At 75.0% G+C, this 25,380-nt stretch carries 23 protein-coding genes and 1 riboswitch; of the genes, 5 read left to right on the top strand and 18 right to left on the bottom strand.

Annotation, left to right across the window (positions count from 1 at the left end; translation table 11 throughout):
- Positions 1-581 precede the first annotated feature (581 nt).
- From tyrS to ACTJIY_RS07935, 13 genes are all read right to left on the bottom strand, one after another.
- Entirely contained in the window at positions 582-1,853 is a 1,272-nt protein-coding gene (gene tyrS / locus ACTJIY_RS07875) for a tyrosine--tRNA ligase (protein ID WP_253051417.1), read from the bottom strand.
- Between the two features lie 117 nt (positions 1,854-1,970).
- The gene (locus tag ACTJIY_RS07880; RefSeq protein ID WP_440674236.1) at positions 1,971-2,651 is read right to left on the bottom strand and encodes a DNA-3-methyladenine glycosylase; all 681 of its coding nucleotides are present in this window, start codon (positions 2,649-2,651) and stop codon (positions 1,971-1,973) included.
- A 39-nt stretch (positions 2,652-2,690) separates the two neighbouring features.
- A complete protein-coding gene (locus ACTJIY_RS07885; protein ID WP_440674231.1) occupies positions 2,691-3,440 on the bottom strand; it encodes a hypothetical protein in 750 nt (249 codons plus the stop codon).
- Positions 3,437-4,060, bottom strand: a complete 624-nt coding sequence (locus tag ACTJIY_RS07890; RefSeq protein WP_353709435.1) for a uridine kinase family protein — start codon at positions 4,058-4,060, stop codon at positions 3,437-3,439. The genes ACTJIY_RS07885 and ACTJIY_RS07890 overlap by 4 nt, the downstream gene beginning before the upstream one ends.
- A gap of 25 nt (positions 4,061-4,085) precedes the next feature.
- On the bottom strand, positions 4,086-5,513 hold the full coding sequence (argH, locus tag ACTJIY_RS07895) for an argininosuccinate lyase (RefSeq protein ID WP_253051478.1): 1,428 nt from the start codon (positions 5,511-5,513) through the stop codon (positions 4,086-4,088).
- Positions 5,514-5,578: 65 nt separating this feature from the next.
- Positions 5,579-6,808, bottom strand: coding sequence for an argininosuccinate synthase (locus tag ACTJIY_RS07900; RefSeq protein ID WP_253051414.1), 1,230 nt, complete (start codon positions 6,806-6,808; stop codon positions 5,579-5,581).
- Between the two features lie 86 nt (positions 6,809-6,894).
- Positions 6,895-7,431 (bottom strand): arginine repressor, encoded by a 537-nt coding sequence (locus tag ACTJIY_RS07905; RefSeq protein WP_253051413.1) that lies wholly within the window; start codon positions 7,429-7,431, stop codon positions 6,895-6,897.
- Entirely contained in the window at positions 7,428-8,363 is a 936-nt protein-coding gene (gene argF, locus ACTJIY_RS07910) for an ornithine carbamoyltransferase (protein ID WP_440674230.1), read from the bottom strand. The genes ACTJIY_RS07905 and argF overlap by 4 nt, the downstream gene beginning before the upstream one ends.
- Entirely contained in the window at positions 8,363-9,718 is a 1,356-nt protein-coding gene (locus ACTJIY_RS07915) for an acetylornithine transaminase (RefSeq protein ID WP_440674229.1), read from the bottom strand. Before ACTJIY_RS07915 ends, argF begins: the two co-directional genes overlap by 1 nt.
- Positions 9,715-10,701, bottom strand: coding sequence for an acetylglutamate kinase (gene argB / locus ACTJIY_RS07920; protein ID WP_440674228.1), 987 nt, complete (start codon positions 10,699-10,701; stop codon positions 9,715-9,717). The genes ACTJIY_RS07915 and argB overlap by 4 nt, the downstream gene beginning before the upstream one ends.
- Entirely contained in the window at positions 10,698-11,909 is a 1,212-nt protein-coding gene (gene argJ, locus ACTJIY_RS07925) for a bifunctional glutamate N-acetyltransferase/amino-acid acetyltransferase ArgJ (RefSeq protein WP_440674227.1), read from the bottom strand. Before argJ ends, argB begins: the two co-directional genes overlap by 4 nt.
- On the bottom strand, positions 11,906-13,000 hold the full coding sequence (argC, locus tag ACTJIY_RS07930; RefSeq protein WP_440674226.1) for an N-acetyl-gamma-glutamyl-phosphate reductase: 1,095 nt from the start codon (positions 12,998-13,000) through the stop codon (positions 11,906-11,908). The genes argJ and argC overlap by 4 nt, the downstream gene beginning before the upstream one ends.
- Positions 13,001-13,495: 495 nt before the next feature.
- Positions 13,496-15,262 carry a 2-isopropylmalate synthase gene (locus ACTJIY_RS07935; protein WP_440674225.1) on the bottom strand — a complete coding sequence of 589 codons (1,767 nt, stop codon included), beginning with the start codon at positions 15,260-15,262 and terminating at the stop codon, positions 13,496-13,498.
- 187 nt (positions 15,263-15,449) lie between these two features.
- Between ACTJIY_RS07935 and ACTJIY_RS07940 the strand changes: the two genes are divergently transcribed.
- From ACTJIY_RS07940 to ACTJIY_RS07955, 4 genes are read left to right on the top strand one after another with little or no spacing between them, the layout of a single operon-like run.
- Complete coding sequence (locus ACTJIY_RS07940) at positions 15,450-16,160, top strand: FadR/GntR family transcriptional regulator (protein WP_440674224.1); 711 nt, start codon at positions 15,450-15,452, stop codon at positions 16,158-16,160.
- Positions 16,157-17,053: an ABC transporter ATP-binding protein gene (locus ACTJIY_RS07945; protein WP_440674223.1), complete on the top strand. Its 897-nt coding sequence runs from the start codon at positions 16,157-16,159 to the stop codon at positions 17,051-17,053. The genes ACTJIY_RS07940 and ACTJIY_RS07945 overlap by 4 nt, the downstream gene beginning before the upstream one ends.
- A 9-nt stretch (positions 17,054-17,062) precedes the next feature.
- Positions 17,063-18,091 carry a quinone oxidoreductase family protein gene (locus ACTJIY_RS07950; RefSeq protein WP_440674222.1) on the top strand — a complete coding sequence of 343 codons (1,029 nt, stop codon included), beginning with the start codon at positions 17,063-17,065 and terminating at the stop codon, positions 18,089-18,091.
- A complete protein-coding gene (locus ACTJIY_RS07955; RefSeq protein WP_440674221.1) occupies positions 18,088-18,369 on the top strand; it encodes a hypothetical protein in 282 nt (93 codons plus the stop codon). The genes ACTJIY_RS07950 and ACTJIY_RS07955 overlap by 4 nt, the downstream gene beginning before the upstream one ends.
- Before the next feature lie 30 nt (positions 18,370-18,399).
- Here the strand turns inward: ACTJIY_RS07955 and thiD are convergent, their stop codons facing one another.
- Positions 18,400-19,368, bottom strand: a complete 969-nt coding sequence (thiD, locus tag ACTJIY_RS07960) for a bifunctional hydroxymethylpyrimidine kinase/phosphomethylpyrimidine kinase (protein WP_440674220.1) — start codon at positions 19,366-19,368, stop codon at positions 18,400-18,402.
- A riboswitch (TPP riboswitch) is annotated at positions 19,361-19,454 on the bottom strand. Its footprint overlaps the gene before it by 8 nt.
- A 54-nt stretch (positions 19,455-19,508) precedes the next feature.
- On the opposite strand from thiD, the gene ACTJIY_RS07965 reads away from it, so the two are divergent.
- On the top strand, positions 19,509-19,766 hold the full coding sequence (locus tag ACTJIY_RS07965) for a hypothetical protein (RefSeq protein WP_440674219.1): 258 nt from the start codon (positions 19,509-19,511) through the stop codon (positions 19,764-19,766).
- An 11-nt stretch (positions 19,767-19,777) separates the two neighbouring features.
- Here ACTJIY_RS07965 and ACTJIY_RS07970 read toward each other — a convergent pair whose 3' ends face one another.
- From ACTJIY_RS07970 to pheS, 4 genes are all read right to left on the bottom strand, one after another.
- Positions 19,778-20,452 carry a YceI family protein gene (locus tag ACTJIY_RS07970; RefSeq protein ID WP_440674218.1) on the bottom strand — a complete coding sequence of 225 codons (675 nt, stop codon included), beginning with the start codon at positions 20,450-20,452 and terminating at the stop codon, positions 19,778-19,780.
- Positions 20,453-20,705: 253 nt separating this feature from the next.
- On the bottom strand, positions 20,706-21,584 hold the full coding sequence (locus ACTJIY_RS07975; protein ID WP_440674217.1) for an SDR family oxidoreductase: 879 nt from the start codon (positions 21,582-21,584) through the stop codon (positions 20,706-20,708).
- On the bottom strand, positions 21,581-24,202 hold the full coding sequence (pheT, locus tag ACTJIY_RS07980) for a phenylalanine--tRNA ligase subunit beta (protein ID WP_440674216.1): 2,622 nt from the start codon (positions 24,200-24,202) through the stop codon (positions 21,581-21,583). The genes ACTJIY_RS07975 and pheT overlap by 4 nt, the downstream gene beginning before the upstream one ends.
- A complete protein-coding gene (gene pheS, locus ACTJIY_RS07985; protein ID WP_253051399.1) occupies positions 24,202-25,329 on the bottom strand; it encodes a phenylalanine--tRNA ligase subunit alpha in 1,128 nt (375 codons plus the stop codon). Before pheS ends, pheT begins: the two co-directional genes overlap by 1 nt.
- Positions 25,330-25,380 lie beyond the last annotated feature (51 nt).

The raw sequence follows: 25,380 nt of genomic DNA on the forward strand, positions 1-25,380 counted from the left end.
AACCAAAGGAATCCCAGACACAACCAACCACCCCACCCGACGGGCGAAGACGATCAGCCATGCCACAGGGACAAAAATTGGCATTGACTAACAAGCACACTGTTGAGTTCTCAAACAACCGACACACACCAACTCAGCACCACCCGACCGGGCAGAACCTCGCTTGGGGCAACTTCTCTAATATACCAGACCCTCAGCGCCCTCTCCAACTCGGTGATCCGAGCGGAGGGAGCCGGGGGAACCGGCATCCCCGATCATGTCACGGCGCGCGAGGCTCCGTGTCCTTCTCGAGGGGGACCGCCCGGGGGACCAGCCACCGTCTCGTGCGATCGAGAACCGGTGTCCGTTCCTCCCTGCCGGGCGAACGTCGAGAACACTACACGCGCTCCGACCGGGTGCCAAATCCGTGTGGTGCGCTCCCTTCTCCCCCGCGGCAGCGCCGTCCCACGCTCGGTTCGCGGTCGCCCCGTCGCGGCGCGGGACGGCCGGGTCGCGCGGTCCTCCCGCCACGACGGGACGACGAAGGGGCCGGTCCCGCTCGACGCGGTCCGGCCCCTCCGTCCTCATGCCGACTCGGCTGCTCAGCCGGCGGCGCCGTCCGCGACGGCGACACCGAGCGTCTTCTTCCCCCGGCGCAGGAGGGCGAACTGCCCGTGCAGCAGGTCCTCCGCCGCGAGGACGGCGTCCTCGCTCGTCACCTTGACGTTGTTGACGTACGCCCCGCCCTCGGCCACCGCTCGACGCGCGGCCGCCTTGGAGGCGACGAGGCCCGACGCTGCGAAGAGGTCGACGACCGCGTCGCCCACCTGCGCCGCCGTGCGCGGCAGCTCGGCGACGGCCGCGCCCAGGGTTCCCGCGTCCAGGCCGGCGAGCTCGCCCCGGCCGAAGAGGGCCTGGCTCGCGGCGATCACCGACGCCGTCGCCTCCGCCCCGTGCACGAGCGTCGTCACGTCCGACGCGAGCGCGCGCTGTGCCTCGCGCGCCCCGGGCCGCTCGCGCACCGCGGTCTCGAGCTCGGCGATCTCCTCGCGCGTGCGGAACGTGAAGATCTTCAGCCAGCCCACCACGTCCTCGTCCGCGGCGTTGAGCCAGTACTGGTAGAAGGCGTACGGGCTCATCATGTCGGGCGCGAGCCAGACCGCCCCGCCCTCCGTCTTGCCGAACTTGGTCCCGTCGGCCTTGGTGATGAGCGGCGTCGTGAGGACGTGCACGGCCGCCCCCTCGGTCTTGCGGATGAGCTCGACGCCCGAGAGCAGGTTGCCCCACTGGTCGTTGCCCCCCGTCTGGAGGGACACGCCGTGCCGGCGGTACAGCTCGAGGAAGTCGATCCCCTGCAGGATCTGGTAGCTGAACTCGGTGAAGCTGATCCCCTCCTCCGAGCGCAGGCGGCGCGCGACGGTGTCCTTCGCGAGCATCGTGCCGAGGCGGTAGTGCTTGCCCACGTCGCGCAGGAAGTCGATCGCCGACAGCTCGGAGATCCAGTCGAGGTTGTTCACGAGGAGGGCGGGGTTGTCCCCCTCGAAGTCGAGGAAGCGTGACACCTGCGACTTCAGCCGCTCGGTCCACTCCGCGACGGTCTCCTTGGTGTTGAGCACCCGCTCCCCCGACTGGCGCGGGTCGCCGATCATGCCCGTCGCCCCGCCCACGAGCGCCACGGCGCGGTGGCCCGCGAGCTGGAGGTGACGCAGCACGACGAGCTGCACGAGGTGGCCGTGGTGGAGGCTCGGTGCCGTCGGGTCGAAGCCGCAGTAGTACGTGATCGGGCCCTCGGCCAGCGCGGCGCGCAGCGCGGCCTCGTCGGTGGACTGCGCCACCAGGCCCCGCCATTGCAGCTCGTCGAGAACGTCGCTCACTTCTGCTCCTTCGTCGAGTACCCGTGGACCGGGCACGTCCGGTGCTGCCGTGCGGCAGCGTGTCCTAGTCTGCCGTGCCGCGCGGCGTCCGACGTCCACCGCCCACCGGGCGGGCGCTCACCGCGCGCGGGCGCTCACGCGGCGGTAGGCCGAGACCGTGGGGTCGCCCGCGAGCCAGGAGCGCCACGGGTAGAGGTCGCCGTCTCCCCCGTCGCCCGCGACCCCGACCCTCGGACCGGTCGCGATCGCGGGACGCAGCGGCCCCCCGGACGCGCGGTGCAGCACGAGCTCCCCGTCGGGGTCCGTGAGCTCCGCGCCGTACTGGCGCAGGTCGAGGTCGAGCGCGACGGCGAGGCGCGCGGGACCCCGCGCGATCTGGCGGTCGGAGTCGCACCTCCCGGCGACGAGCCGCCGCGACCGGGCGAGGTCGACGCCGTCGGTCACCTCGCCCGCGCGCAGCAGGACGGCGGACGCCCTGCCGACCGGCCCGCACACGACGTTGACGCAGTGGTGCAGCCCGAGGTGCCGGTACACGTACAGCCGGCCGGGCTCGCCGAACATCGCGCGATTGCGCTCGGTGCGGCCACGGAAGGCGTGCGACCCCGGGTCGCGCTCGCCGTCGTACGCCTCGACCTCGGTGATCCGCAGGGTGACGTCGCCCGCGTCGCTGCGGCGGGTGAGGAACGACCCGAGCAGGTCGCGCGCGACCTCGTGGACGTCGCGCGCGTACCACCCCCGGGCAGGGACGTCCCACGGTCCGACGGCGCGGGACTCCCCGGTCCCCGTCGTCTGCGCCACGGCGTCCGTCACTTCGCACCACCTTCCGTCGTGGGCAATCTACGCCCCGTCGCGCTCGCGCGGGCTCCGCCGCGGCGGACGCGGACCCACGTACCAGGCCAGCACGGCGACCAGGGCGAGGCTCACCCACGTGGCGGGAACCCAGCAGCCGGCCGCGAGGCTCCGCAGACGGCCGGGGACGGCGTCGCCGGACCCGGCGACGACGAGGGCGAGGACCCACCACGTCCCCGCGGTCGCGGCCACGACGGCGCTCACGAGCGCGAGCGGTGCCGGGTAGGCACGCCGGCGCTCCACCCAGCGCCCTTGCCGGACGACCCGCCGACGGGCCGCCGCGGCCTCCCGAGCACGGCGCTGCGCCGCGCTGGGTGCGCTCCGCGCGCCGCGTCGTGGTCGAGACGCCGGCGAGCCCGCCACGGGCGGACGTCCGCCCTCGCGGGCCAGCCCCGTCTCGATCTCGGCACGCCGACGGCGCGTCCGCCGCGCACCGACGAGCGCCGCGACCGCGGGCGGCAGCAGGACGGCCACGGTGATCCACCACACGTCGGCGGTCGGGACGTCCCACACCCACCACGTTCCCGACCTGGTGCTGCTCCGGCTCGGGAGCAGGAACCAGGTCGAGAGCGTCGCCGAGCGGGCGGTCGCGGCGAGGACGACGGCCGTCGCCGTGCCCACGACGGCGAACGTCGTCACCCCGGCCGCGAGGCCGTCGGTCGCCCGGACGGCGCGGTCCCAGGCGGACCGGGCGGCCTCGACCTGCGCGTCGGACGCGCCGTCGCGGCCGGCGCTCATCGGTCCGCCGCGCGCACGACGTTCCCCCACCCGTCGAGCACGACGTCCGCGCGCTCGCGCGAGGCGTTGCGGGCGTAGTGCTCACGCTCGTCGAGCATCCACGCGAGCCAGTGCGCGCGCTGGTCCTCGCCGTCCCGGTCGAGCCCCCGGCGCAGGCGCACGTCGTCCGGGGCCTCGACCCACAGGCGCAGCGCGGCCACGCCGTCCGCCTCGCGGCGACCCGCCCCGCACCCCTCGACGACCAGGTACGGCGCCGGGGCGACGTCGTGCCACTCGGCGAAGCGGTCGAGCGTCCAGTCGAACCGGCGGTACCGACCCGGACGACCCGCGGCGAGAGGCGCGAGGACCCACTCGTCCAGGCGGCTCCACGCGGGCTCGAGCCCGCGCCAGCCCTCGTACAGGTCGTCCATGTGGAGCACCTGTGCGGGCAGTGCCTCGCCCAGCTGGGCGGCGAGCGTGGTCTTGCCCGAGCCGGCGGGCCCGTCAATCACCACGAGCCGGGTGCCCGACGCGCGTTCTCCGGCCGGCCCGTTGCCCGGGCCGTGCGACGGGCCGAGTCGCGGGTCGGCGTCGCGCACGCGACGCACGAGGTCCGCGAGGACGTCCTGGTCGACGCTCACGCGCGCACCCTCGGCACGGGCGCCGTCAGTCCTGGGCCCAGAAGCGGTACTCGGCCGAGCGCTCCTTCGCGGCCTCGAGCTGCTCGGCGACCCGCACCGGGGCGGTGCCGCCCACGGCGTCGCGCGACGCGAGCGAGCCCTCGACGCTCAGCACGTCGCGCACGCCCGGCGTGAGGTGCTCGGAGATCGACGCGAGGTCGTCGTCCGAGAGGTCCCACAGCTCGATGCCGCGCTCCTCGCACGCGCGCACGCACGCGCCCGCGACCTCGTGCGCGACGCGGAACGGCACGCCCTCGCGCACGAGCCACTCGGCGACGTCCGTCGCGAGCGAGAACCCCTGCGGCGCGAGCGACGCCATGCGGTCGGTGTCGAACTCGAGCGTCGCGACCATGCCCGAGAACGCGGGCAGGAGCACCTCGAGCGTGTCGACCTGGTCGAACACCGGCTCCTTGTCCTCCTGGAGGTCGCGGTTGTACGCGAGCGGCAGGCCCTTGAGCGTCGCGAGCAGGCCCGTCAGGTCGCCGATGAGGCGGCCCGCCTTGCCGCGCGCGAGCTCGGCGACGTCGGGGTTCTTCTTCTGCGGCATGATGCTCGACCCCGTGGAGTAGGAGTCGTGCAGGCGCACGAAGCCGAACTCCTTGGTCGCCCAGAGGATGACCTCCTCCGCGAGGCGCGAGAGGTCGACGCCCAGCATCGCGGCGACGAACGCGAACTCCGCGACGACGTCGCGCGACGCGGTGCCGTCGATCGAGTTCTCGACCGGGCCGTCGAACCCGAGCTCGGCGGCGACGGCCGCCGGGTCGAGGCCCAGCGACGAGCCCGCGAGCGCCCCCGACCCGTACGGCGAGCGCGCGGCGCGCACGTCCCAGTCGATGAAGCGGTCGACGTCGCGCAGCAGCGGCCACGCGTGGGCGAGCAGGTGGTGCGCGAGGAGCACCGGCTGGGCGTGCTGGAGGTGCGTGCGGCCGGGCATCGCCGCGCCCGGGTGCGCGGCGGCCTGCTCGATCAGCGCGTCGACGACGTCGAGCACGAGGCGCGCGATCGTGCGTGCCTCGTCGCGCAGGTACATGCGCGTGAGCGTCGCGATCTGGTCGTTGCGCGACCGGCCCGCGCGCAGCTTGCCGCCGAGCTCCGGCCCGGCGCGCTCGATGAGCCCGCGCTCGAGCGCGGTGTGCACGTCCTCGTCGTCGTCGGCCGCGACGAACGCGCCCGACGCGACGTCCTCGCGCAGGCGCTCGAGCGCCGCGAGCATCCCGTCGAGCTCGTCGTCGTCGAGCAGGCCCGCGGCGTGCAGGACCTTCGCGTGGGCCTTCGAGCCCGCGACGTCCTGGCCCGCGAGGCGCCAGTCGAAGTGCGTCGACTTGCTCAGCGCGGCGAGCGCGTCGGCGGGACCGCCGGCGAAGCGCCCGCCCCAGAGGCTCACGCGCCCGCCCGCCGGCGCGTCCTGGTCCACGTCCCCGGGCGCGGCGGTCCCGTCGGGCTGGGTGGCGTCCGTGACGCCCTGGTCGTCGTGCGTGCTCACAGTGCTCCTGCCCCGAGGTCCACACCGTTGCCGAACTTCTCGTCGCGCGCGGCGGCGAGCTTCGCGGTGAGACCGTAGATCTCGATGAACCCCTTGGCCTGCGACTGGTCGAACGAGTCGCCCTCGTCGTAGGTCGCCAGGTTGAAGTCGTACAGGCTCGCCTCCGAGCGGCGGCCGGTCACGGTCGCCCGTCCGCCGTGCAGCACGAGGCGCACGTCGCCGGAGACGTACCGCTGCGTGTCGTCGATGAACACGTCGAGCGAGCGCTTGAGCGGGCTGAACCACATGCCGTCGTAGACGAGCTCGGTCCAGCGCTGCTCGACGCCGCGCTTGAAGCGGGCCTGCTCGCGCTCCAGGGTGACGTTCTCGAGCTCCTGGTGCGCGGTGATGAGCGCGATCGCGCCCGGAGCCTCGTAGACCTCGCGCGACTTGATGCCGACGAGGCGGTCCTCGACGATGTCGATCCGCCCGACGCCCTGGGCGCCCGCGCGGCGGTTCATCTCCTGGATCGCCTGCAGCGGCGTCACCGCGACGCCGTCGAGCGCGATCGGGACGCCCTGCTCGAACGTGACGACGACCTCGTCCGCGACGGGCGGGAACGTCGGGTCGTCGGTGTAGTTGTAGACGTCCTTGGTCGGGGCGTTCCAGATGTCCTCGAGGAAGCCGGTCTCGACCGCGCGGCCCCACACGTTCTGGTCGATCGAGAACGGGTTGTGCTTGGTCGTCGCGATCGGCAGGGAGTGCTTCTCGGCGTACTCGATGGCCTTCTCGCGCGTGAGCGCGAGGTCGCGCACGGGCGCGATCGTCTTGAGCTCGGGCGCGAGCGACGTCGTCGCGACCTCGAAGCGCACCTGGTCGTTGCCCTTGCCCGTGCAGCCGTGGGCGACGGTCGTCGCACCGAACTGGCGCGCCGCCCGCACGAGGTGCTTGACGATGACCGGCCGCGAGATCGCGGAGACGAGCGGGTAGCGGTCGAGGTACAGGCCGTTCGCGCGCAGCGCGGGCATGCAGTACTCGGCGGCGAACTCGTCGCGCGCGTCGGCGACGTACGCCTCGACGGCGCCGCAGTCCAGGGCGCGCTGCCGGATGACCTCGAGGTCCTCCCCGCCCTGGCCGACGTCGACCGCGACGGCGACGACCTCGGCGCCCGTGGCCTCGGCGATCCAGCCGATGGCCACCGACGTGTCCAGGCCGCCCGAGTAGGCGAGCACGACGCGTTCAGTCATGACGGTCTCTTTCTGTGACGTGCGGGTGGGGTCCGGGGTCCAGTCTCGCAGGGCGGTCCGCCGCGCGAGGGATGGTCCGACGGCGGTCAGTCCGGCGTGCCGGGGACGGGCCCGCCGTGGGGCCCGGACAGCTCGAGGAAGCGGCGCGCGAGCTCGGCGCCGCCGTCGGGGTCGCGCGCGATGACGAGGATCGTGTCGTCGCCCGCGATGCAGCCGAGCACGTGCGGGAGCACGGAGTGGTCGATCGCGGACGCGAGGTAGTTCGCCGCGCCGGGAGGCGTGCGCAGGACCACGAGGTTCGCCGACGCCTCCGCGGAGACGAGCATCTCGGAGCACAGGCGCGCGAGCCGGGCCGCGAGGTACTCGGGCGACTCCGCGGTCTGCACGCTGCGGTCGCCGCCCTCCCCCGGCACCGCGTAGACGAGCGCGCCCGACGCCCCGCGCACCTTCTCGGCGCGCAGCTCGATGAGGTCGCGCGAGAGCGTCGCCTGCGTCACCGACAGCCCCTCGCGCTCGAGCTCGCGCGCCAGCTCCGCCTGGGAGTGGATCTCGGTGCGGCGCACGATCTCGGCGATGCGCGCGTGGCGCGCCGTCTTCGTCGTCGCCGTGCGGGCCTCGGTCACGACCGCTCCAGGAGGAACGTGAGCAGCGCCTTCTGGGCGTGCAGCCGGTTCTCCGCCTCGTCCCACACCGCCGAGCGGGGGCCGTCGATCACCTCGGCGGTGATCTCCTTGCCGCGGTAGGCGGGCAGGCAGTGCAGGACGATCGCGTCGTCCTTCGCGTGCGCGAGGAGGTCGTCGTTCACCTGGTAGGGCACGAAGGGCAGCGCGCGCTGCTCGGCCTCGGCCTCGTCCCCCATCGACACCCACGTGTCGGTCGCGACGACGTCCGCCCCCGCGACGGCCTCGACCGGGTCGGACGTGACGAGCACCGAGCCGCCGGTCTCGGCCGCGATCCGCTCGGCGTCGGCGACGAACACGGGGTGGGGCGGGTACCCGTCGGGCGTCCCGATCCGCACGTGCAGGCCGGCGGTCGCGCCACCGAGCAGGTAGGAGTGCGCCATGTTGTTCGCCCCGTCACCGACGTACGCGAGCGTCTGGCCCGCGAGCGCTCCGGTGCCGCCGCGGAGCTGGGCGATCGTGAGGAGGTCCGCGAGGATCTGGCACGGGTGGAAGTCGTCGGTGAGCGCGTTGACGACCGGGACCCGGCTGATCGCCGCCATCTCCTCGATCCGGTCCTGGCCGAACGTGCGCCACACGATCGCCGACGCCTGCCGGTCGAGCACGCGCGTGACGTCCGCGACGGACTCGCGCACGCCGACCTGGGCGAGCCGGCCGTCCACGACGACCGGGAAGCCCCCGAGCTCGGCGATGCCCGTCGCGAACGAGAGCTGCGTGCGCAGCGTCGGCTTGTCGAACAGCACGGCCACGCCCTGCGGTCCGGCCAGGGGCTGGCGGAACGTGCGGTCGTCGCGGAACGCGAGGCCGATCTCGAGGACCTGACGCTGCTCGGCGGGCGTGAGGTCGTCGTCGCGCAGGAAGTGCCGGGGGGCCATCAGGAGCTCCTCGTCGTGGGGCCGGTAGGTGTGGGGGTCGCGCCGGACGCGGCGGTCGGGTCGGCCGGGACGGTGACGGTCGCGAAGAACCCGACGACGTCCCGCACCTGCTCGGGCGTGAGGATCAGGGGCGGCGCGAGGCGGATCGCGTCGGGCGCGACGGCGTTCACGACGAACCCGGCGTCGAGCGCCGCGCGCGCGACGTCCGCCGCGACGGGCCGGGTGAGCTGGACGGCGAGGAGCAGCCCGCGCCCCCGCACGCCCGCGACGAGCGGGTTCCCGGCCCCGGCGATGCCGTCGCGCAGGAGCGCCCCGACGGTCCGCACGTTCTCGAGGAGCCCGTCGCGCTCGATCACCCCGAGCGTCGCGAGCGCCGCCGCGGCGGCGACCGGGTTGCCCCCGAACGTCGTGCCGTGCTGACCGCGACCGAGCAGTGTCGCCGCCCGCTCGCCGTACGCGACCACGGCACCCACGGGGAAGCCGCCGCCGAGGCCCTTGGCGAGCGTGACGACGTCGGGCACGATCCCGCCGCCGACCTCGGGCTGCTGGTAGGCGAACCACGAGCCCGTGCGCCCGACGCCCGTCTGCACCTCGTCGAGCACGAGCAGCGCGCCGTGGCGCGCCGTGAGCTCGCGCGCCGCGACGAGGTAGCCGGGCGAGAGCGACCGCACGCCCGCCTCCCCCTGCACCGGCTCGACGACGAGCGCCGCGACCTCGCCGCGCGCGGCGACCGCGGCGGGCGAGAAGGCCTCTTCGAGCGCGACGACGTCGTCGAACGCGACGAACTCCACCCCGCCCGGGAGCGGCTCGAACGGCTCGCGGTACGCGGCCTTCGACGTCAGCGCGAGCGCGCCCATCGACCGGCCGTGGAAGCCGCCCTGGAGCGCGAGGACCCGCGTCCGACGCCCCGTGCCATTGTTCCGGCGCGTCATCTTGAACGCCGCCTCGTTCGCCTCGGTGCCCGAGTTCGTGAAGAACACGCGCGACCCCTCGGGCGCCTCCGCGAGCGCCAGGAGGCGCTCGGCGAGCGCGATCTGCGTCGGGGTGCCGAAGAAGTTCGAGACGTGCCCGAGCGTGCCGAGCTGGGCGGAGACCGCCGCCGTGAGCGTCGGGTGGGCGTGGCCGAGCGCGTTGACCGCGATGCCCGCGAGCAGGTCGAGGTAGCGCTTGCCGTCGGCGTCCCACACGTACGCGCCCTCGCCGCGCACGAGCACGCGCTGCGGCGGGCCGAACGTGTCCATGACGGCGTGGGCGTACCGGTCGGTCCACTGGGCGACGGAGCCGTCGGCTTGGGCAGTCACGGCGCTCGTCGTCGCGGGCGCGGGCGCGTCCGCCGGGTGGTCGAGGGCGTTCACGCGGCTCCTCCGGTGGTCGTGGCGGGCACGGGCGCCGATGCGCCCGCGGGGTCCGGGACGACCATGGTCCCGTTGCCCTGGGTGGTGAAGACCTCGAGCAGCGTGGAGTGGGGCACGCGCCCGTCGATCACGGTCGCCGCGGGGACGCCGCCCTCGACCGCGCGCAGGCACGCCTCCATCTTGGGGACCATGCCCGCGGAGAGGGACGGCAGGAGCGCCGCGAGCTCGGAGCGCGTGATCTGCGCGACGAGCGACCCGCGGTCGGGCCACGACGTGTACAGACCCTCGACGTCGGTCAGGACGACGAGCTTCTTCGCGCCGAGCGCGACCGCGAGCGCCGCGGCGGCGGTGTCCGCGTTGACGTTGAGCACCTGGGTCGGGTCCTCGAGGTCGGGGGCGATGGTCGAGACGACGGGGATGCGCCCGGCGTCGAGCAGGTCCTGGACCGCGGCGGGGTGCACCTCGACGACGTCGCCGACGAGCCCGACGTCGACCGGCTCGCCGTCGACGGTCGCGTGCCGGCGCTGGGCCTGGAGCAGGCCGCCGTCCTCGCCCGAGAGCCCGACCGCGTACGGCCCGTGGGCGTTGATGAGGCCGACGAGCTCGCGCGAGACCTGGCCGGTGAGGACCATGCGCACGACGTCCATCGCCTCGGGCGTCGTGACGCGCAGGCCGCCGCGGAACTCGGACTCGATGCCGAGCCGGTCGAGCATCGCCGAGATCTGCGGGCCGCCTCCGTGCACGACGACGGGGCGCAGCCCGACGCGGCGCAGGAAGACCATGTCCTCGGCGAACGCGGCCTTGAGCGTGTCGTCGACCATGGCGTTGCCGCCGTACTTGACGACGACGAGCGCGCCGGCGAACTCCTCCAGCCACGGCAGGGCCTCGACGAGCACCTCGGCCTTCTGCTCGGGGCGCAGGTCGGTGCGCGTGTCGAACGCGGCGTCGTCCGGGTGGGGCGTGGGCGTGGTCGGGTCGCTCATGAGGAGTACGCGCTGTTCTCGTGGACGTAGTCGTGCGTGAGGTCGTTGGTCCAGACGGTCGCGGTCGCGGAGCCGGCGTGCAGGTCGATCTCGACGCGCACCTCGCGCTCGGCCGCGAGGTCGACGAGCTCGCGCGGCTCGCCCACTCCCCCGGCCCGGCACACCTGGACGCCGTTGACCGTCACGTCGAGCAGGAGCGCGTCGAACGGCGCGACGTCCTCGGGGACCGTCCCGACGGCCGAGACGATGCGCCCCCAGTTCGGGTCGTTGCCGAAGATCGCGGCCTTGAACAGGTTGGAGCGCGTCACCGCGCGCGCGACCGCGACCGCGGCGTCCTCGCTCGACGCGTTCACCACGGTGACGGCGACGTCGTGGCTCGCGCCCTCGGCGTCGGCCACGAGCTGGCGCGCGAGCGACGCGCTGGCCTCGGTCACGGCGTCCGTGAGCTCGTCGAGCGTCACCTCGACCCCGGACGCACCGGAGGCCAGGAGGATCACGGTGTCGTTCGTCGACATGCAGCCGTCCGAGTCGACGCGGTCGAACGTCGTGCGGGTCGCGGCGCGCAGCGCGGCGTCGGCCGTCGCGGCGTCGACGACGGCGTCCGTCGTGAGCACGCACAGCATCGTCGCGAGGCCGGGCGCGAGCATGCCCGCGCCCTTGGCCATTCCCCCGACCGTCCACGTCGCCGCACCGTCCGGCGCGGTGGCGTCGGCGACCTCGCGGACCACGGAGACCGTCTTGGGCACGGTGTCCGTCGTCATGATCGCGAGCGCGGCGTCGCCGCCCCCGTCGACGGTGGCCGCCGGGTCCGCGAGCGCCGCCGCGGCCGCGTCGACCCCGGCGAGCAGCTTCTCCAGCGGCAGGCGCACGCCGATGAGGCCCGTCGAGCACACGAGCACGTCGCCCGCGGACGTCGCGAGCACGTCGGCGACGTGCTCCGCCGTGCGGTGCGTGTCGGCGAAGCCGTCCGGCCCGGTGCACGCGTTGGCGCCGCCCGAGTTGAGCACGACGGCCGTCGCGCGCCCGTCGCTCACGGCCTGCCGCGTCCACGCGACCGGTGCGGCGAACACGCGGTTCGTCGTGAGGACGGCCGCGGCGACGTCGAGCGGCCCGTCGTTGACGACGAGCGCGACGTCGCGGGCGCCCGTGGACTTGAGCCCGGCGGCGACGCCGGCGGCCCGGAAGCCCTGCGGGGTGGTGACGGTCACGGGGCGACCCCCTCGGTCGTGAGGCCCGCCGTCTGCGGCAGGCCGAGCGCGATGTTCATGGACTGCACCGCGGCGCCCGCGGTGCCCTTGACGAGGTTGTCGATCGCCGTGACGGTGACGACGCGACCCGCCGCGTGGTCCACCGCGACCTGGACGAGCGCCGTGTTGGCGCCGAGCGTCATGGCCGTCGTCGGCCACTGCCCCACGGGCAGCACCCGGACGAACGGCTCGCCGACGTAGGCGTCCTCCCACGCCTGGCGGACGCGCGCGTCGAGCTCCGCGGGGTCCAGGCGCGCGGCGTCGTCGGACAGGCGTGCCGTCACCGTGGCGAGGATGCCGCGCGACATGGGCACGAGCGTCGGCGTGAACGAGATGCTCACGGCCGGGGCCCCCGCGGCCCGCAGGTTCTGCGCGATCTCCGGGATGTGCCGGTGCGACCCGCCGACGGCGTACGGCTGGGCCGACCCGAGCGCCTCGGACGCGAGCAGGTGCGGCTTGAGCGACTTGCCCGCGCCCGAGTACCCGTTGGCGAGCACCGCGACGAGGTCGCGCGCCTCGACGAGCCCGGACGCGACACCCGGCTGGATGCCCAGCGTGACCGCCGTGACGTTGCAGCCCGGCACCGCGATGCGGCGCGCACCGGCGAGCCGTTCGCGCTGCTTCGTCTCGCTCGCGGCGGCGCCGGGCTCGTGCGTGAGGAGCAGCTCCGGCAGCCCGTACGGCCACGTGCCCGCGTGCTCGGAGCCGTAGAACGCCGCCCAGTCCGCCGCGGACTCCAGCCGGTGGTCCGCGCCCAGGTCCAGCACGAGCACGTCGTCCGGGAGCTGCGCCGCGATCTCGCCCGACGCGCCGTGAGGCAGCGCGAGGACGACGACGTCGTGCCCCACGAGGTGCTCGACGCTCGTCGGCAGCAGCACGCGGTCGGCGAGGGATCGCAGGTGCGGCTGGTGCTCACCGAGGAGCGTCCCCGCGTTGCTGTGCGCCGTGACGGCGCCGATCTCCACCTCCGGGTGCCCGGCGAGCAGGCGGAGCGTCTCTCCGCCCGCGTACCCGGACGCACCCGCGACCGCGACTCTGATCGTCATATGCATCACTATACATACTTATGCAACGGCTGGGTCGAAGATCCCACCCACGGTACGCGTGGTCGGGTCCGCGGTGGGGTCGGGTCTCCTGCCCGCCGGGTCGGATCCGCGGTGGGGTCGGGTCTCCTGCCCGCCGGGTCGGGTCCGCGGTGGGGTCGGGTCTCCTGCCCGCCGGGTCGGGTCCGCGGTGGGGTCGGACCGTGTGCTTGGACTGGCGCACCGTCACCCTGGTCTTTCGGGCGAGGGTTCAAGGAGTGCGCCTCTGACGTCCTGCGCACACGGTCCGACCCCACCGCTCGTCCTGCCCGTCACCGCACGACCCGCAGCCCCGGTCCGGCGGTCACGCCCGGTCCGGGCGTGGGGACCGTCCTACCGCCCGCGTGGCGGGTGGTCCCCGGCCGAGATGCGAGAAGTGGCCCCTCGGAACCTCGTCCTCGGGGCCAGTTCTCGCGTCTCGTCACCAGGTGTACGGCTCGAACGAGGGTCGCGGACCCGACAAGTTCAGGACGTCGCCGCGCAGACGGCGCGGACGCTCGCGCCGAGGACGGAGGTGTCGCGGCCGACGGTCCAGCGCGGGGTTCCGTCGGGGCCGCGGTGCTCGAGGTAGGTGATCGCGGTCGCGTCGCTGCCCGTGCCGACGGACTGCTGGGTGAGCGCGAGGATCTCGACGGGCCGTCCGAGGCGGGCGAGCGCGTCGACGAGGGCGTCGACCGCGCCGGCACCGGTCCCGGACGTGGTGACCCGGGCGCCGTCGACGGCGAGGACCAACTCGAGGCGCTCGACGCCGTCGTCGGCGCGTCGGCTCGTCCACGCGAGGGGCTCGACGGCGCCGGGGCGCGCGTAGGCCGCGTCGAACAGCGCGAGGAGCGCGTCGGGCGTCACCTCGGCGCCGGTGGCGTCGGCGTGCTCCTGGACGCGGCGCGCGAGGTCGACCTGGAGACCGCGGGGCAGGTCGAGGCCGTGCACGGAGTGCAGCACGTACGCGACGCCGCCCTTGCCGGACTGGCTGTTCACGCGGACGAGGGCCTCGTACGTCCTCCCGAGGTCGGCGGGGTCGACGGGCAGGTAGGGCACGCGCCACGGCGCCCGGGCGGGGTCGAGGCCCGACGCCGCGGCGTCGGCCCGGTGCCGTGCCATGCCCTTGCGGATCGCGTCCTGGTGCGTGCCCGAGTAGGCGGTATGGACCAGCTCGCCCACGTAGGGGTGGCGTGGGTGCACGTCGATCCGGTTGCACGCGACGACGACGTCCCGGATCCCGTCGAGGTCGGAGAAGTCGACCATCGGGTCGACGCCCTGCGCGTGCAGGTTGAGGCCCAGGGTCACGAGGTCGACGTTCCCGGTGCGCTCGCCGTTGCCGAACAGGCACCCCTCGACGCGCTGCGCCCCGGCGAGGACGGCGAGCTCGGCGCACGCGACGCCCGTCCCGCGGTCGTTGTGCGGGTGGACCGAGAGGATCACCCCGTCGCGCCGCGCGAGGTTCCGGTCCATGTACTCGATCTGGTCGGCGTAGACGTTGGGCGTCGCGACCTCGACCGTGGCGGGCAGGTTGAGGATCACCGGGCGCTCGGGCGTCGCGTCCCAGAGCGTGGTCATGCGGTCGCACACGTCGAGCACGTAGTCCGGCTCGGTGAGGTTGAACACCTCGGGCGAGAACTCGAAGCGGACGCGCGGGTCGTCGCCGGCGTGGCGCAGCACGTCGGCCCCGGCGTCGGTGATCAGCCGGGCGAGCTCCTCGCGGTCGCGACCGAGGACGACGTCGCGCCAGACGGGCGCGGTCGCGGCGTAGACGTGGACGACGACGGGGTTGCGCAGGCCTCGCACGGCCTCGACCGTGCGCGCGATGAGGTCCGCGCGCGCGGCGGTGAACACGACGACCGTGACGTGCTCGGGCGCGAGATCGGTCTCGGCGAGCAGGCGCACGAAGTCGAAGTCGGTCTGCGACGCCGACGGGTAGCCCACCTCGATCTCGGTGTACCCCATCGCGACGAGCAGCTCGAAGAAGCGGCGCTTGCGCGCCGGGTCCATCGGTTCCGCGAGCGCCTGGTTGCCGTCGCGCAGGTCGACGGGGACCCACAGCGGCGCCTGCGTGAGGCGGCGCGAGGGCCACCGACGGTCGGGCAGCTCCGGCACGTCGACTCGCGCGTGGACGTCGGCATACCGGAACGAGGGCATGCGCGAGGGGCGCTGGCGGTACCAGGAGGGAGCGGGCCCGGTCGAGCGATCGGTCGAGGCGCCGGGGGTCCGCGCAGGGAGGGTGGGAGCGGTCATGGTCTGGCTGTCCTTCGGCTCGCGCCCCGCGGAAACGGGGCGGTGGGCGACCGGCGCGCGACGGACCCCCACGGCGGGGGGGCCGGTCCGGTCAGACCCCGCCGTGGCGCAGAAGGAGGAGCGCCGTCCAGGACATGCCAGGTACGCTAGCGCCGAACAAGTCCTCAGACAACCTGAGAGGTAACCCATGACCGCGCTGCACCGGCGCCCCCTCGCGGACCAGGCGGCCGAGCTCCTGCTCGACCGCGTGCGCTCCGGCGTCTGGCCCCTCGACCACCGGCTGCCCGGCGAGCAGGCGCTCGCGACCGAGCTCGGCGTCGGACGCTCCACCGTCCGCGAGGCGATCCGCCAGCTCGCGGGGCGCGGCGTGCTCGACAGTCGGCAGGGGTCGGGCGTGTACGTCGTGTCGACCGACACCGCGGACGACTGGGACGAGGTGCTGCGCCGCGGGGAGATCGTCGACGTGCTGGAGGTCCGCGCCGCCCTCGAGACCGAGGCTGCCGGCCTCGCCGCCGCGCGCCGCACCCCCGCGGACCTCCGTGCGATGACGACGGCGCTCTCCCGCCGCGGGAAGGTCCCGGCGACGTCGTCGGCCGCCGAGTACGTGGACGCGGACCTGGTCTTCCACCGGGCGGTCGTCGACGCCGCGCACAACGCCGTGCTGGGCGAGCTGTTCGCGACCTTCGTCCCGCGCCTGCGGCGCGCGATGGTCGCGATGGTCGACCTCGACCGCGCGGGCGAGGCGCACCGGCACGACCAGGACGCGCACGAGGCGATACTCGAGGCCGTGCGCGAGCGCGACGCCGTCCGCGCGTCCGCGGCGGCGCGCGAGCACCTCGCAGCCGTCCACGCGAAGGTCGCCGGGCGCGACCCCGGCGCGACGGGCGGCGAGCGGTGAGCGCCGAGGTCCTGTCCCTGCGCGGCGTCGACCTGGTGCGGGAGGGACGGGCGATCCTCGACGGCGTCGACCTCACCGTCCGGGCGGGTGAGCACTGGGCGCTGCTCGGGCCGAACGGGGCGGGCAAGAGCACGATCCTCGGGCTCTGCGGGGCGCGCCGGCACCCGACCCGCGGCACGGTGCATGTGCTCGGCGAGCGCCTGGGTCGCGTGGACATCCAAACCCTGCACCGCCGCATCGGCCACGTCGACCCGCGCCACGACCTGCGCTCGCCGCTGACCGTGCTCGAGGTGACCCTGACCGGCCTCACGGGGACCGTCGACTGGCGCCCGCGCTGGCAGCCGACCCCGGTCGAGGTCGCCGTCGCCCGCGGGCTGGTCGCCGACCTCGGCCTCGCGCACCGCGCGCACGACCCCTGGCCGACGCTCTCCCAGGGCGAGCGGGGACGGGCGCTCGTGGCGCGCGCCCTCCTGCCCGGCCCCGCGCTCCTCCTGCTGGACGAGCCGTCCACCGGGCTCGACGTCGCCGCGCGCGAGCAGCTCCTCGAGACGCTCGACGCCGTGCGCGCGACCCGCCCGCACGTCGCCTCGGTGCTGGTGACGCACCACCTCGAGGAGCTGCCGACCACGACGAGCCACGCGCTCCTGCTCGCGCACGGCCGCGTCGTCGCCGCGGGCGCCGCCGCGGACGTGCTCGTCACGGAGCACGTCACGCGCTGCTTCGACCACCCGGTGCACGTCGAGCGCCGGTTCGGCCGGTGGCACGCGTCGGCGGGCCACGCGCGTCCGCCCCGCCTGGTCGAGGACGACGCGGTCGGCGCAGGGGTCGCGGGCGGCGCCGGGACGGACGCGACCACGACCGGGAGGGCGGCCGGGCTCGCCGCACGACCCTAGGCTGGGGCCATGCACGCGATCGTGGCCCGCGCGGCGGGCGGCCCCGACGTCCTGGAGTACACCGAGCTGCCCGACCCCTCGCCCGGGCCGGGTCGGCTCCTCGTCCGGTCGGCCGTGGCCGGGGTGAACTTCATCGACACGTACAAGCGCTCCGGCGTGTACGCGATGGAATACCCCCACGTGGTCGGCAGCGAGGGCGCGGGCGTGGTCGCCGAGGTGGGCGACGGCGTCGAGGGCTTCGCCGTCGGCGACCGCGTCGTGTGGACCGAGGCGCCCGGGTCGTACGCGGACCTCGTCGTCGTGGACGCCGCCCAGGCGTTGCACGTCCCCGACGCCGTGTCGCTCGAGGACGCGACCGCCGTCGCGCTCCAGGGCCTCACCGCGCACTACCTGTGCACGTCGTCCTACCAGGTCCGCCCGGGCGACCGGGTGCTCGTGCACGCGGGCGCGGGCGGCGTCGGACTGCTCCTGACCCAGATGCTCGTGGCACGGGGCGCGCACGTGATCTCGACGGTCTCGACGCCCGAGAAGGCGGAGCTGTCGCGCGGCGCGGGCGCCGAGCACGCGATCCAGTACACGGCGTTCGCGGACCTCACCACCGAGCTGCCGGAGGTCGTGCGCGGGCTCACGGGCGGCGAGGGCGTCGCGGCGGTGTACGACTCGGTGGGCAAGGACACGTTCGACGCGTCGCTCGCGTCGCTGCACCGCCGGGGCACGCTCGTGCTCTACGGCGGCTCGTCCGGGCAGGTCCCGCCGTTCGACCCGCAGCGGCTCAACGCGGGCGGGTCGCTCTTCCTCACGCGCCCCAAGCTCGCCGACCACACGGCGACGCGCGCCGAGCTCGTCGAGCGGGCGACCGAGGTGCTCGGCGCCGTCGCGGGCGGCACGCTGCACGTGCGCGTCGGCGCCACGTTCGCGCTCGCCGACGCCGCCGACGCGCACCGCGCCCTGGAGGGCCGCGCGACCACGGGCAAGGTGCTGCTCGTCCCTGACGCAGCCGCGGCGCCTGACCCGGCCGCGGAGACGGGCGACGCGTGAGCTGGGACTGGGTGCCCGCGCGGCCGGGCGAGGAGGACGGGTCCGACGGCGGCCCCACCCCCGCCCTCCGCCGCGCCGTGACCATCCTCTCCGTCCTGCTCGCCGCGGCGCTCGCCGTGTACTGGGTGACGGTCGGTCTGCGCCAGCAGGCGGACGCGTGCGTCGCCGACCGCCCGGACGGCGTCGCGATCCAGGACGTCGACGCGCGGTGGCGCTGGGTCCCGCCGGGCTACGAGTGCGTCTACGCGACGGCCGAGGAGGACGTGGCCCGCGCCTGACCGACGTGACCGCTGCTCGCGCGCGGTCCGTCAGCGCGGCACGACGGGCGACGAGGCGTGCAGGTGGTCGACCGGGCCCCGGCCGGTCCCGACGCGCAGCTCCGCCCCGCCGCGCAGCGCGCCGGTGAGCCAGTCCTTGGCGTCGCGCGCTGCCTCATCCCAGCCCGCACGCTGCGGGCGCAGGGCAGCGAGCGCCGCGGAGAGCGAGCACCCGGTGCCGTGCGTATGGGGCGTGTCCACGCGCTCGCCGTCGAACGTCGTGACGGTCGGTGCCGCGTCCGACGACGGGCCGGCGGGCACGACGAGGGCGTCCGGCGACGTCGCACCGGTGAGGTGGCCGCCCTTGAGCAGCACGACGGCACCGCTCGTCTCCGCGTACGACGCGGCCTGGGTCAGCGCGTCGTCCCACGTCGTCGCGACGTCGCGGCCCGCGAGGACGGCCAGCTCGGGGAGGTTGGGGGTGACGACGTCGGCCCGTGCCGCGAGGTCGCGCACGGCCTGCTCCGCCCCCGCGTCGAGCAGCCGGTGCCCCGACGTGGCGACCATGACGGGGTCGAGGACGACCCAGGGCCGCGGGAGCCCGGCGTCGGTCCGCGCGGCCGCGAGCGCGTCGAGCCACGCCCCGATCTCGCGGGCGTTGGCCTCGTCGGCCACCATGCCGATCTTCACGGCGTCGATCTCGACGTCGTCGGACACGGCATCGAGCTGCTCGCGCAGGAACGTCGGACCGGGGACGTGCACGGACCGCACGCCGTGCGTGTTCTGCGCGACGAGCGCCGTCGTGACGGCCATGCCGTACGCGCCGTGCGCGGCGAAGGACTTGAGGTCCGCCTGGATGCCCGCGCCCCCGGTCGGGTCGGTCCCCGCGATCGACAGGACGCGCGGCCGCGCGGGCAGGGCGCCCGGGCCGCCGGCCGCACCGGGCGTGCGGTCGGCCGCGGGCCGGTGGGCGCGGTCGCGCCCGGGTGCGGGGTCGTGCGGGGGCAGGGCGAGCGTCATCGCGGGACATCCCTTCGCTGGTACGAGCCAGAGCAGGTTCGACGGGTCTCATCTCAGCCCTCGGCGGGGCACCCCGTGTCGCGCGTCATGCTACGTCCTGCGCGCCCGAGGGTTTCACCCGGTCTCGCGCGCGAGAACGCGTGCCGGACCGCGTCCTCCTGGGCATGCCGCACGACCGACCCGCCCGCCGACCCGCGCCGCGCTCCCCCGCGACGCCGCTGCTCCCTCCGGTCCCCGCCCGCTGGACGACCGTCGACCGCCGGGGGCGCCGCGTCGTGCTCGCCGGCGTCGTCACGCACGAAGACGGCGGCCGCGTCGCCTTCGAGCACGTCCACCCGGAGCGCGGTGTGTGGCACGTCTGGGTCGCCCGCGGGGCCGTCGCGTGCGACGCGCCCTGACGGACCGGACGTCAGGCCTGGTGCAGGGCCTCCCCCGCGATCTCGAGGCCGATCTTCTTGCCGACGAGGAACCCGCCCGTCTCGAGCAGCACGTTCCACACGAGACCGAAGCTCTCGCGGTCGATCTCGCCCGCGGCGTGGAAACCGAAGATGTCGCGGCCGTAGGGGTCGCGGCGCGCGCCCCCGTACTGCATCGACAGCACGGTCCGGTGCGTGACGCCGCGGACGGTGAGCAGTCCCTCGACGAGGAACCGCCCGGCCTGCGCCGTCCGGGGCTGCACCCGCTCCGGCGCGAGCTCGGCGCGCTCGGGCGAACGGTTCCGCAGTCGCGCCCACGCGAGGATCTGGTCCTGCTGCTCGCCCTGCCACGTGACCGCGGTGCTGCGGAACTCGATCGTCGGGTACGCGTCGACGTCGAGGAAGTCGGCGCTGCGCAGGTGCGCGTCGCGCTCCTCGTGGTGCGTCGCGAGGCTCGCCGTCTCGATCGTCGCGGACACCGCCGAGGCGAGCGGGTCCTCGCCGACGAGGATCGTGGCGCGCGCCCGGGTGAACTCGCCCCGGACGGGCGAGACCATCATGTGCATCCCGGTGAACCCGATGCGCTTGTGCGCCTCGTCGAGGGTGTAGGTGCCGGCCTCGGGAACGGTGAGGCCGTTCCACTGCCGGACAGGGCGTGCCGTCGTCATCCGTCGCTCCCACGCGTCGTCGAGCCGCGACGTCGGTGTCCGCCCGGTACTTGGTCAGGTGTCCAGGACAGCATCCCCGATGAGTGAGTGAAGTTTCAACCAGATGCCGGGTGATCTCCCCCGCCCGCGCTGCCCGCGCAGGCGTCGCCCGCGGACGCACGAGCGCCGCCCGACCGGAGGGGTCGGGCGGCGCTGCGGGTCGGTGCGGGCGGGTCCGCGACGCGCCGGGTGGTCGCGGCCACGCCGCGGGACGTCAGCGGCTCGGCAGCTCTCCCGGCATCGGGTCGTCCGCGCCCCAGCGCGTGACCCGCAGGCGCCGCGCGTCGGGGCCGGGCAGGGAGGACCCGCGGCCCAGGGCCTCCTCGGCCGCGGCCCGCAACGACGCCGGGGAGTCGTGCGTCACGCGCACGAACGCCCCCGAGAACGCGTCGAGCTCGCCGCGCGCGATCGCGACGACCATCTCGACCGTGCGCTCCACCGGGGTCCACTCGGTGCGGCCCTCGTGCATGACCATCGACGCCGTCATGTCGGTCTGGACGACTCCCGGCGAGACCTCGAACGTCCGCAGGCCGCGCGCGAACCCGGACCGGTGCAGGTTCGCGCCGAGCCGCAGGAGCGCGGTCTTGCTCGCGTTGTACGCGCTCGCGCCGTCCATGTCGTGCGAGCCCGCGCCGCTGTTCAGGTCGACGACGCGACCCCCGCCGCGCGCGAGCATCCCCGGGACGACGGCGCGCGCGAGGAGGAACGGCCCGCGCACGTTGGTCTCGACGACCGACCACCACTCGTCGGGGTCCGCCTCCCAGAGCGGCACCTCGGCGTCGACGCGCCCCGCGTTGTTGACGAGGAGGTCGACGCTCCCGAGCGCGTCCTGTGCCGCGCCCACGGCCGCCGCGACCGCCGCGGCGTCCGTGACGTCCGCCGTGACCACGACCGCGCGCCCCGCACCCCCGACGGTCAGGGCGCCGATCTCGTCGGCCACGCCCGCGAGCCGGTCGGCGTCGCGCGCGAGGAGCGCGACGTCGAGACCGGCGGCGGCGAGGCCGACCGCGATCGCGCGACCGATGCCACGCGACGCGCCGGTGACGAGCGCCGTCCGGGCGGGCGCGACGGCACCCGCCCCGTGCACGCTCACGCCCGCAGCTCCGCGCCCACGCGCTCGCGCGCGGCCGTCACGGCACCCTCGCGGACGCGCGCGACGTCGTCCGCGGTGAGCGTGCGGTCGGCCGCGCGCAGCCGCAGCGAGAACGCCAGCGACTTGCGCCCGGCACCGACCTGCTCGCCGGTGAAGACGTCGAACAGCGCGACGTCCTCGACCAGGTCCCCGGCGCCGTCGACGATCGCGTCGCGCAACGCCTGGGCGGTCACGCCGGCGTCCACCACGAACGCGAGGTCCTCCTTGGCGGCCGGGAAGCCCGAGACGGGCGTCGCCTGCACGGGCTCGTCCGGCGAACCGGCGACGAGCGCGGACAGGTCGACCTCGAACGCCACCGTGCGCGCGGGCAGGCCGAGGTTCTCGAGCACCTTGGGGTGCAGCTCGCCCGCGTGCCCGACCACGGTCCCGTCCGCGAGCTCCAGGCGCGCGCAGCGGCCCGGGTGGAACGGGGCGCGCGCCGTGTCGGCCACGACGGACACGTCGGCACCCACGTGGAGGCCCGCGCGCTCCACCACGAGCCGGGCCGCCGCGAGCGCGTCGGTCCAGTCCGCGGCACGGCCCGCTCCCCACCAGCCGGCGCGCTCGCGGCGGCCGACGAGGACGCCAGCGACGTGGCGCGGCTGCGCCGGGAGCGACGCGTCGATCGCGGCGAGCTGGTCGTCGGACGGCCGGACGCCACCCGGCAGCGCGGGCGCCGCCGGGGCACCCGCGCGCGGGTGCGTCACGAGACCGACCTCGAACAGCGCGACGTCGCCCAGCCCGCGGCCGACGTTGCGGCGCGCGGTCTCCAGCAGCGTGCTGAGGAGGTCGGTGCGCATCAGCGGCCGGTCGTCGGCGAGCGGGTTGAGCAGGCGCAGCGCCCGGCGGCGCTCGTCGTCCGCGGGCAGGCGCAGCGCGTCGAGCTCCGCGTCCCCGACGAACGGGTAGCTCAGCGTCTCGACGAACCCGTCCTCCGCGAGCGCCCGGGCGACCGAGCGCCGCACGCGCTGCTCGCGCGTGAGCCCGCGACCGCCGGGGGCGGCGGGCAGCAGGGACGGGATCTCGTCGTAGCCGACGAGCCGCGCGACCTCCTCCACGAGCTCGGCGGGCTCGGTGAGGTCGGGTCGCCACGACGGCGGGGTCACCACGAGCACGCCGGTGGCGTCCGCGTCGTCCGCCTCGACCGTGCACCCGATCGCGCCGAGCGTCCCGACGACCTGCTCCAGCGTGTACGGCACGCCGACGAGGCGCTCGGCCTCGCCGACCGGGAGGCGGATCGCGGCGGGGGCGACGACCCGGTCGAGGTCGCCCACCGCCGGGTCGGCCGTGCCGCCGCCGAGCTGGACGAGGAGGTCGACCACACGCTGCGCCGCGACCGCGGGCAGCAGCGGGTCGACGCCGCGCTCGAACCGCTTCGCAGCCTCGCTCGACAGCTTGTGGCGGCGCGACGTGCGCGCGACCGTCACCTGGTCGAAGTGCGCGGCCTCGACCAGCACGGCCGTCGTCGTCGGGCCGACCTCCGAGGAGGCACCGCCCATGACGCCCGCGAGCCCGAGCACGCGCGACGCGCGCGCACCTCCGGGGCTGTCCGTGATGAGCAGGTCCTCGGGGTCGAGGGCACGGTCCACGTCGTCGAGGGTCACCAGGCGCTCGCCCGGCGCGGCGCGACGCACGACGATCGGCGCCGCGACCTGCTCGAGGTCGTACGCGTGCAAGGGCTGGCCCAGGTCGAGCATCACGTAGTTCGTCACGTCGACCGCGAGCGAGATCGGGCGCATGCCGGACGCCGTGAGCCGCTTCTGCATCCAGGCGGGGGTCTGCGCCGCGGGGTCGATCCCCCGCACGACGCGCGTGACGAAGCGGTCGCACCCCACGACGCCGTGGATCGGCGCCGCGTCGTCCACCTCGACGGGGAAGCCGTCGGGCGTCGCCGCGGGCGGGGGCGTGGGCAGGGAGCCGGGCAGGCCCGGGTCCGTGAAGCGCGCCCCCGTCGAGTGCGAGAACTCGCGCGCGACGCCGCGGTAGGAGAACGCGTACCCGCGGTCGGGCGTCACGTTGATCTCGAGCACCTCGTCGCCGAGGCCGAGCAGCGCGACCGCGTCCTGCCCCGGGGTCAGGTCCTCGGCCGCGTACCCGAGCCGCGGCAGCACGATGATGCCGTCGTGGTCCTCGCCGAGCCCGAGCTCGCGCTGCGAGCAGATCATGCCGTCGGACACGTGTCCGTAGGTCTTGCGGCTCGCGATGGGGAACGGCCCGGGCAGGACGGAGCCCGGCAGCGCGACGACGACGAGGTCGCCCGGCGCGAAGTTGTGCGCCCCGCACACGATCCCCCGCGCACCGCCCGCCGGGACGTCGGCGGGGTCGACGCCCGTGATCTCGGCGGCGTTGTGCTCCGGTCCGACGTCGACCAGGCACCAGTTGATCGTCTTGCCGTTCTTCTGCGGCTCGGGCGTCATCTCGAGGACGCGCCCGACGACGAGGGGACCCGTCACGGCGGCGCCGTGGATCGCCTCCTCCTCCAGGCCGACGCGGACGAGGTCGGCGGCGAGCCGCTCGGCGGTGAGCCCCTCGGGCAGCTCGACGTGGTCGCCCAGCCAGTCGATGGCGACGTAGGGCATCAGATCTCCGTTCCGAACTGGGCGGAGAAGCGCACGTCGCCCTCCACCATGTCGTGCATGTCCGCGATCCCGTGGCGCAGCATGAGCGTGCGCTCGATGCCCATGCCGAACGCGAAGCCCGAATAGACGTCGGGGTCGACCCCGACGGACCGCAGCACGTTCGGGTTGACCATGCCGCAGCCGCCCCACTCGATCCAGCCGGGCCCGCCCTTCTTCTGCGGGAACCACAGGTCCATCTCGGCGCTCGGCTCGGTGAACGGGAAGTAGCTCGGCCGCAGGCGCGTGCGCGCCTCGGGGCCGAACATGGCGCGCGCGAACGCGTCCAGCGTCCCCAGCAGGTTCGCCATCGTCAGGCCCTCGTCGATCGCCAGTCCCTCGACCTGGTGGAAGACGGGCGTGTGGGTCGCGTCGAGCGCGTCGGTGCGGAACGTCTTCCCCGGGCACGCGACGTACAGCGGCACACCGCGCTCCAGGAGCGAGCGCGCCTGCACGGGCGACGTGTGCGTGCGCAGCACGAGGTTCGACGGGGCGTACGGACCGTCCGGTCCCTCGTCCAGCCCCGCCACGTAGAACGTGTCCTGCATCTGCCGCGCCGGGTGGTCGACGCCGAAGTTCAGGGCGTCGAAGTTGAACCACTCCGCCTCGACCTCGGGGCCCTCGGCGATCTCCCAGCCGAGCCCGACGAAGAAGTCGGCGACGCGCTCCTGCAGCGTCTCCAGGGGGTGGCGCGCGCCGGCGGGCACGCGGTCGACCGGGAGCGTGACGTCCACCGCCTCCTCGACGAGCACGCGCTCGTCGCGCTCGGCCTCGAGCTCGGCCTGGCGCGCGGCGAGCGCCTGGTTCACGCGGCCGCGGAGCGGGCCGAGGAGCTTGCCGGCGGTCTTCTTGTCCGCGGGCGCGAGCGAGCCGATCTGGCGGTTCGCGAGTGCGAGCGCGCTGCGGTCGCCCGTGTGCTCGGTGCGCACGAGCTTGAGCGCGTCGAGGTCGCCGGCCCCGGCGATCGCGGCGAGGGCGGCGTCGAGCGCGCGCTGGAGCGCGTCGGCGTCGAGCGGAGAGGGTGCGGTCGGGGTGTCCGGGCCGCCGTCCCCCGTGACGGGGGTGACGACGTCGGCGTCAGGGCTGGACATGCGTGCCTTCCTGGCGAGGGCGGGACTGCGGGAGCGGGCGACGACCAGGTC

It is taken from the genome of Cellulosimicrobium sp. 22598, assembly GCF_052044445.1.
Lineage (GTDB): Bacteria > Actinomycetota > Actinomycetes > Actinomycetales > Cellulomonadaceae > Cellulosimicrobium > Cellulosimicrobium cellulans_G.

Bases quoted from the DNA above. Each gene is read 5' to 3' on its own strand.
- ACTJIY_RS07885 (WP_440674231.1), bottom strand. From the start codon at position 3,440: ATGAGCGCCGGCCGCGACGGCGCGTCCGACGCGCAGGTCGAGGCCGCC.
- ACTJIY_RS07900 (WP_253051414.1), bottom strand. From the start codon at position 6,808: ATGACTGAACGCGTCGTGCTCGCCTACTCGGGCGGCCTGGACACGTCG.
- argF (WP_440674230.1), bottom strand. From the start codon at position 8,363: ATGGCCCCCCGGCACTTCCTGCGCGACGACGACCTCACGCCCGCCGAG.
- argB (WP_440674228.1), bottom strand. From the start codon at position 10,701: ATGAGCGACCCGACCACGCCCACGCCCCACCCGGACGACGCCGCGTTC.
- argC (WP_440674226.1), bottom strand. From the start codon at position 13,000: ATGCATATGACGATCAGAGTCGCGGTCGCGGGTGCGTCCGGGTACGCG.
- ACTJIY_RS07935 (WP_440674225.1), bottom strand. From the start codon at position 15,262: ATGACCGCTCCCACCCTCCCTGCGCGGACCCCCGGCGCCTCGACCGAT.
- ACTJIY_RS07940 (WP_440674224.1), top strand. From the start codon at position 15,450: ATGACCGCGCTGCACCGGCGCCCCCTCGCGGACCAGGCGGCCGAGCTC.
- ACTJIY_RS07950 (WP_440674222.1), top strand. From the start codon at position 17,063: ATGCACGCGATCGTGGCCCGCGCGGCGGGCGGCCCCGACGTCCTGGAG.
- thiD (WP_440674220.1), bottom strand. From the start codon at position 19,368: ATGACGCTCGCCCTGCCCCCGCACGACCCCGCACCCGGGCGCGACCGC.
- ACTJIY_RS07970 (WP_440674218.1), bottom strand. From the start codon at position 20,452: ATGACGACGGCACGCCCTGTCCGGCAGTGGAACGGCCTCACCGTTCCC.
- pheT (WP_440674216.1), bottom strand. From the start codon at position 24,202: ATGCCCTACGTCGCCATCGACTGGCTGGGCGACCACGTCGAGCTGCCC.
- pheS (WP_253051399.1), bottom strand. From the start codon at position 25,329: ATGTCCAGCCCTGACGCCGACGTCGTCACCCCCGTCACGGGGGACGGC.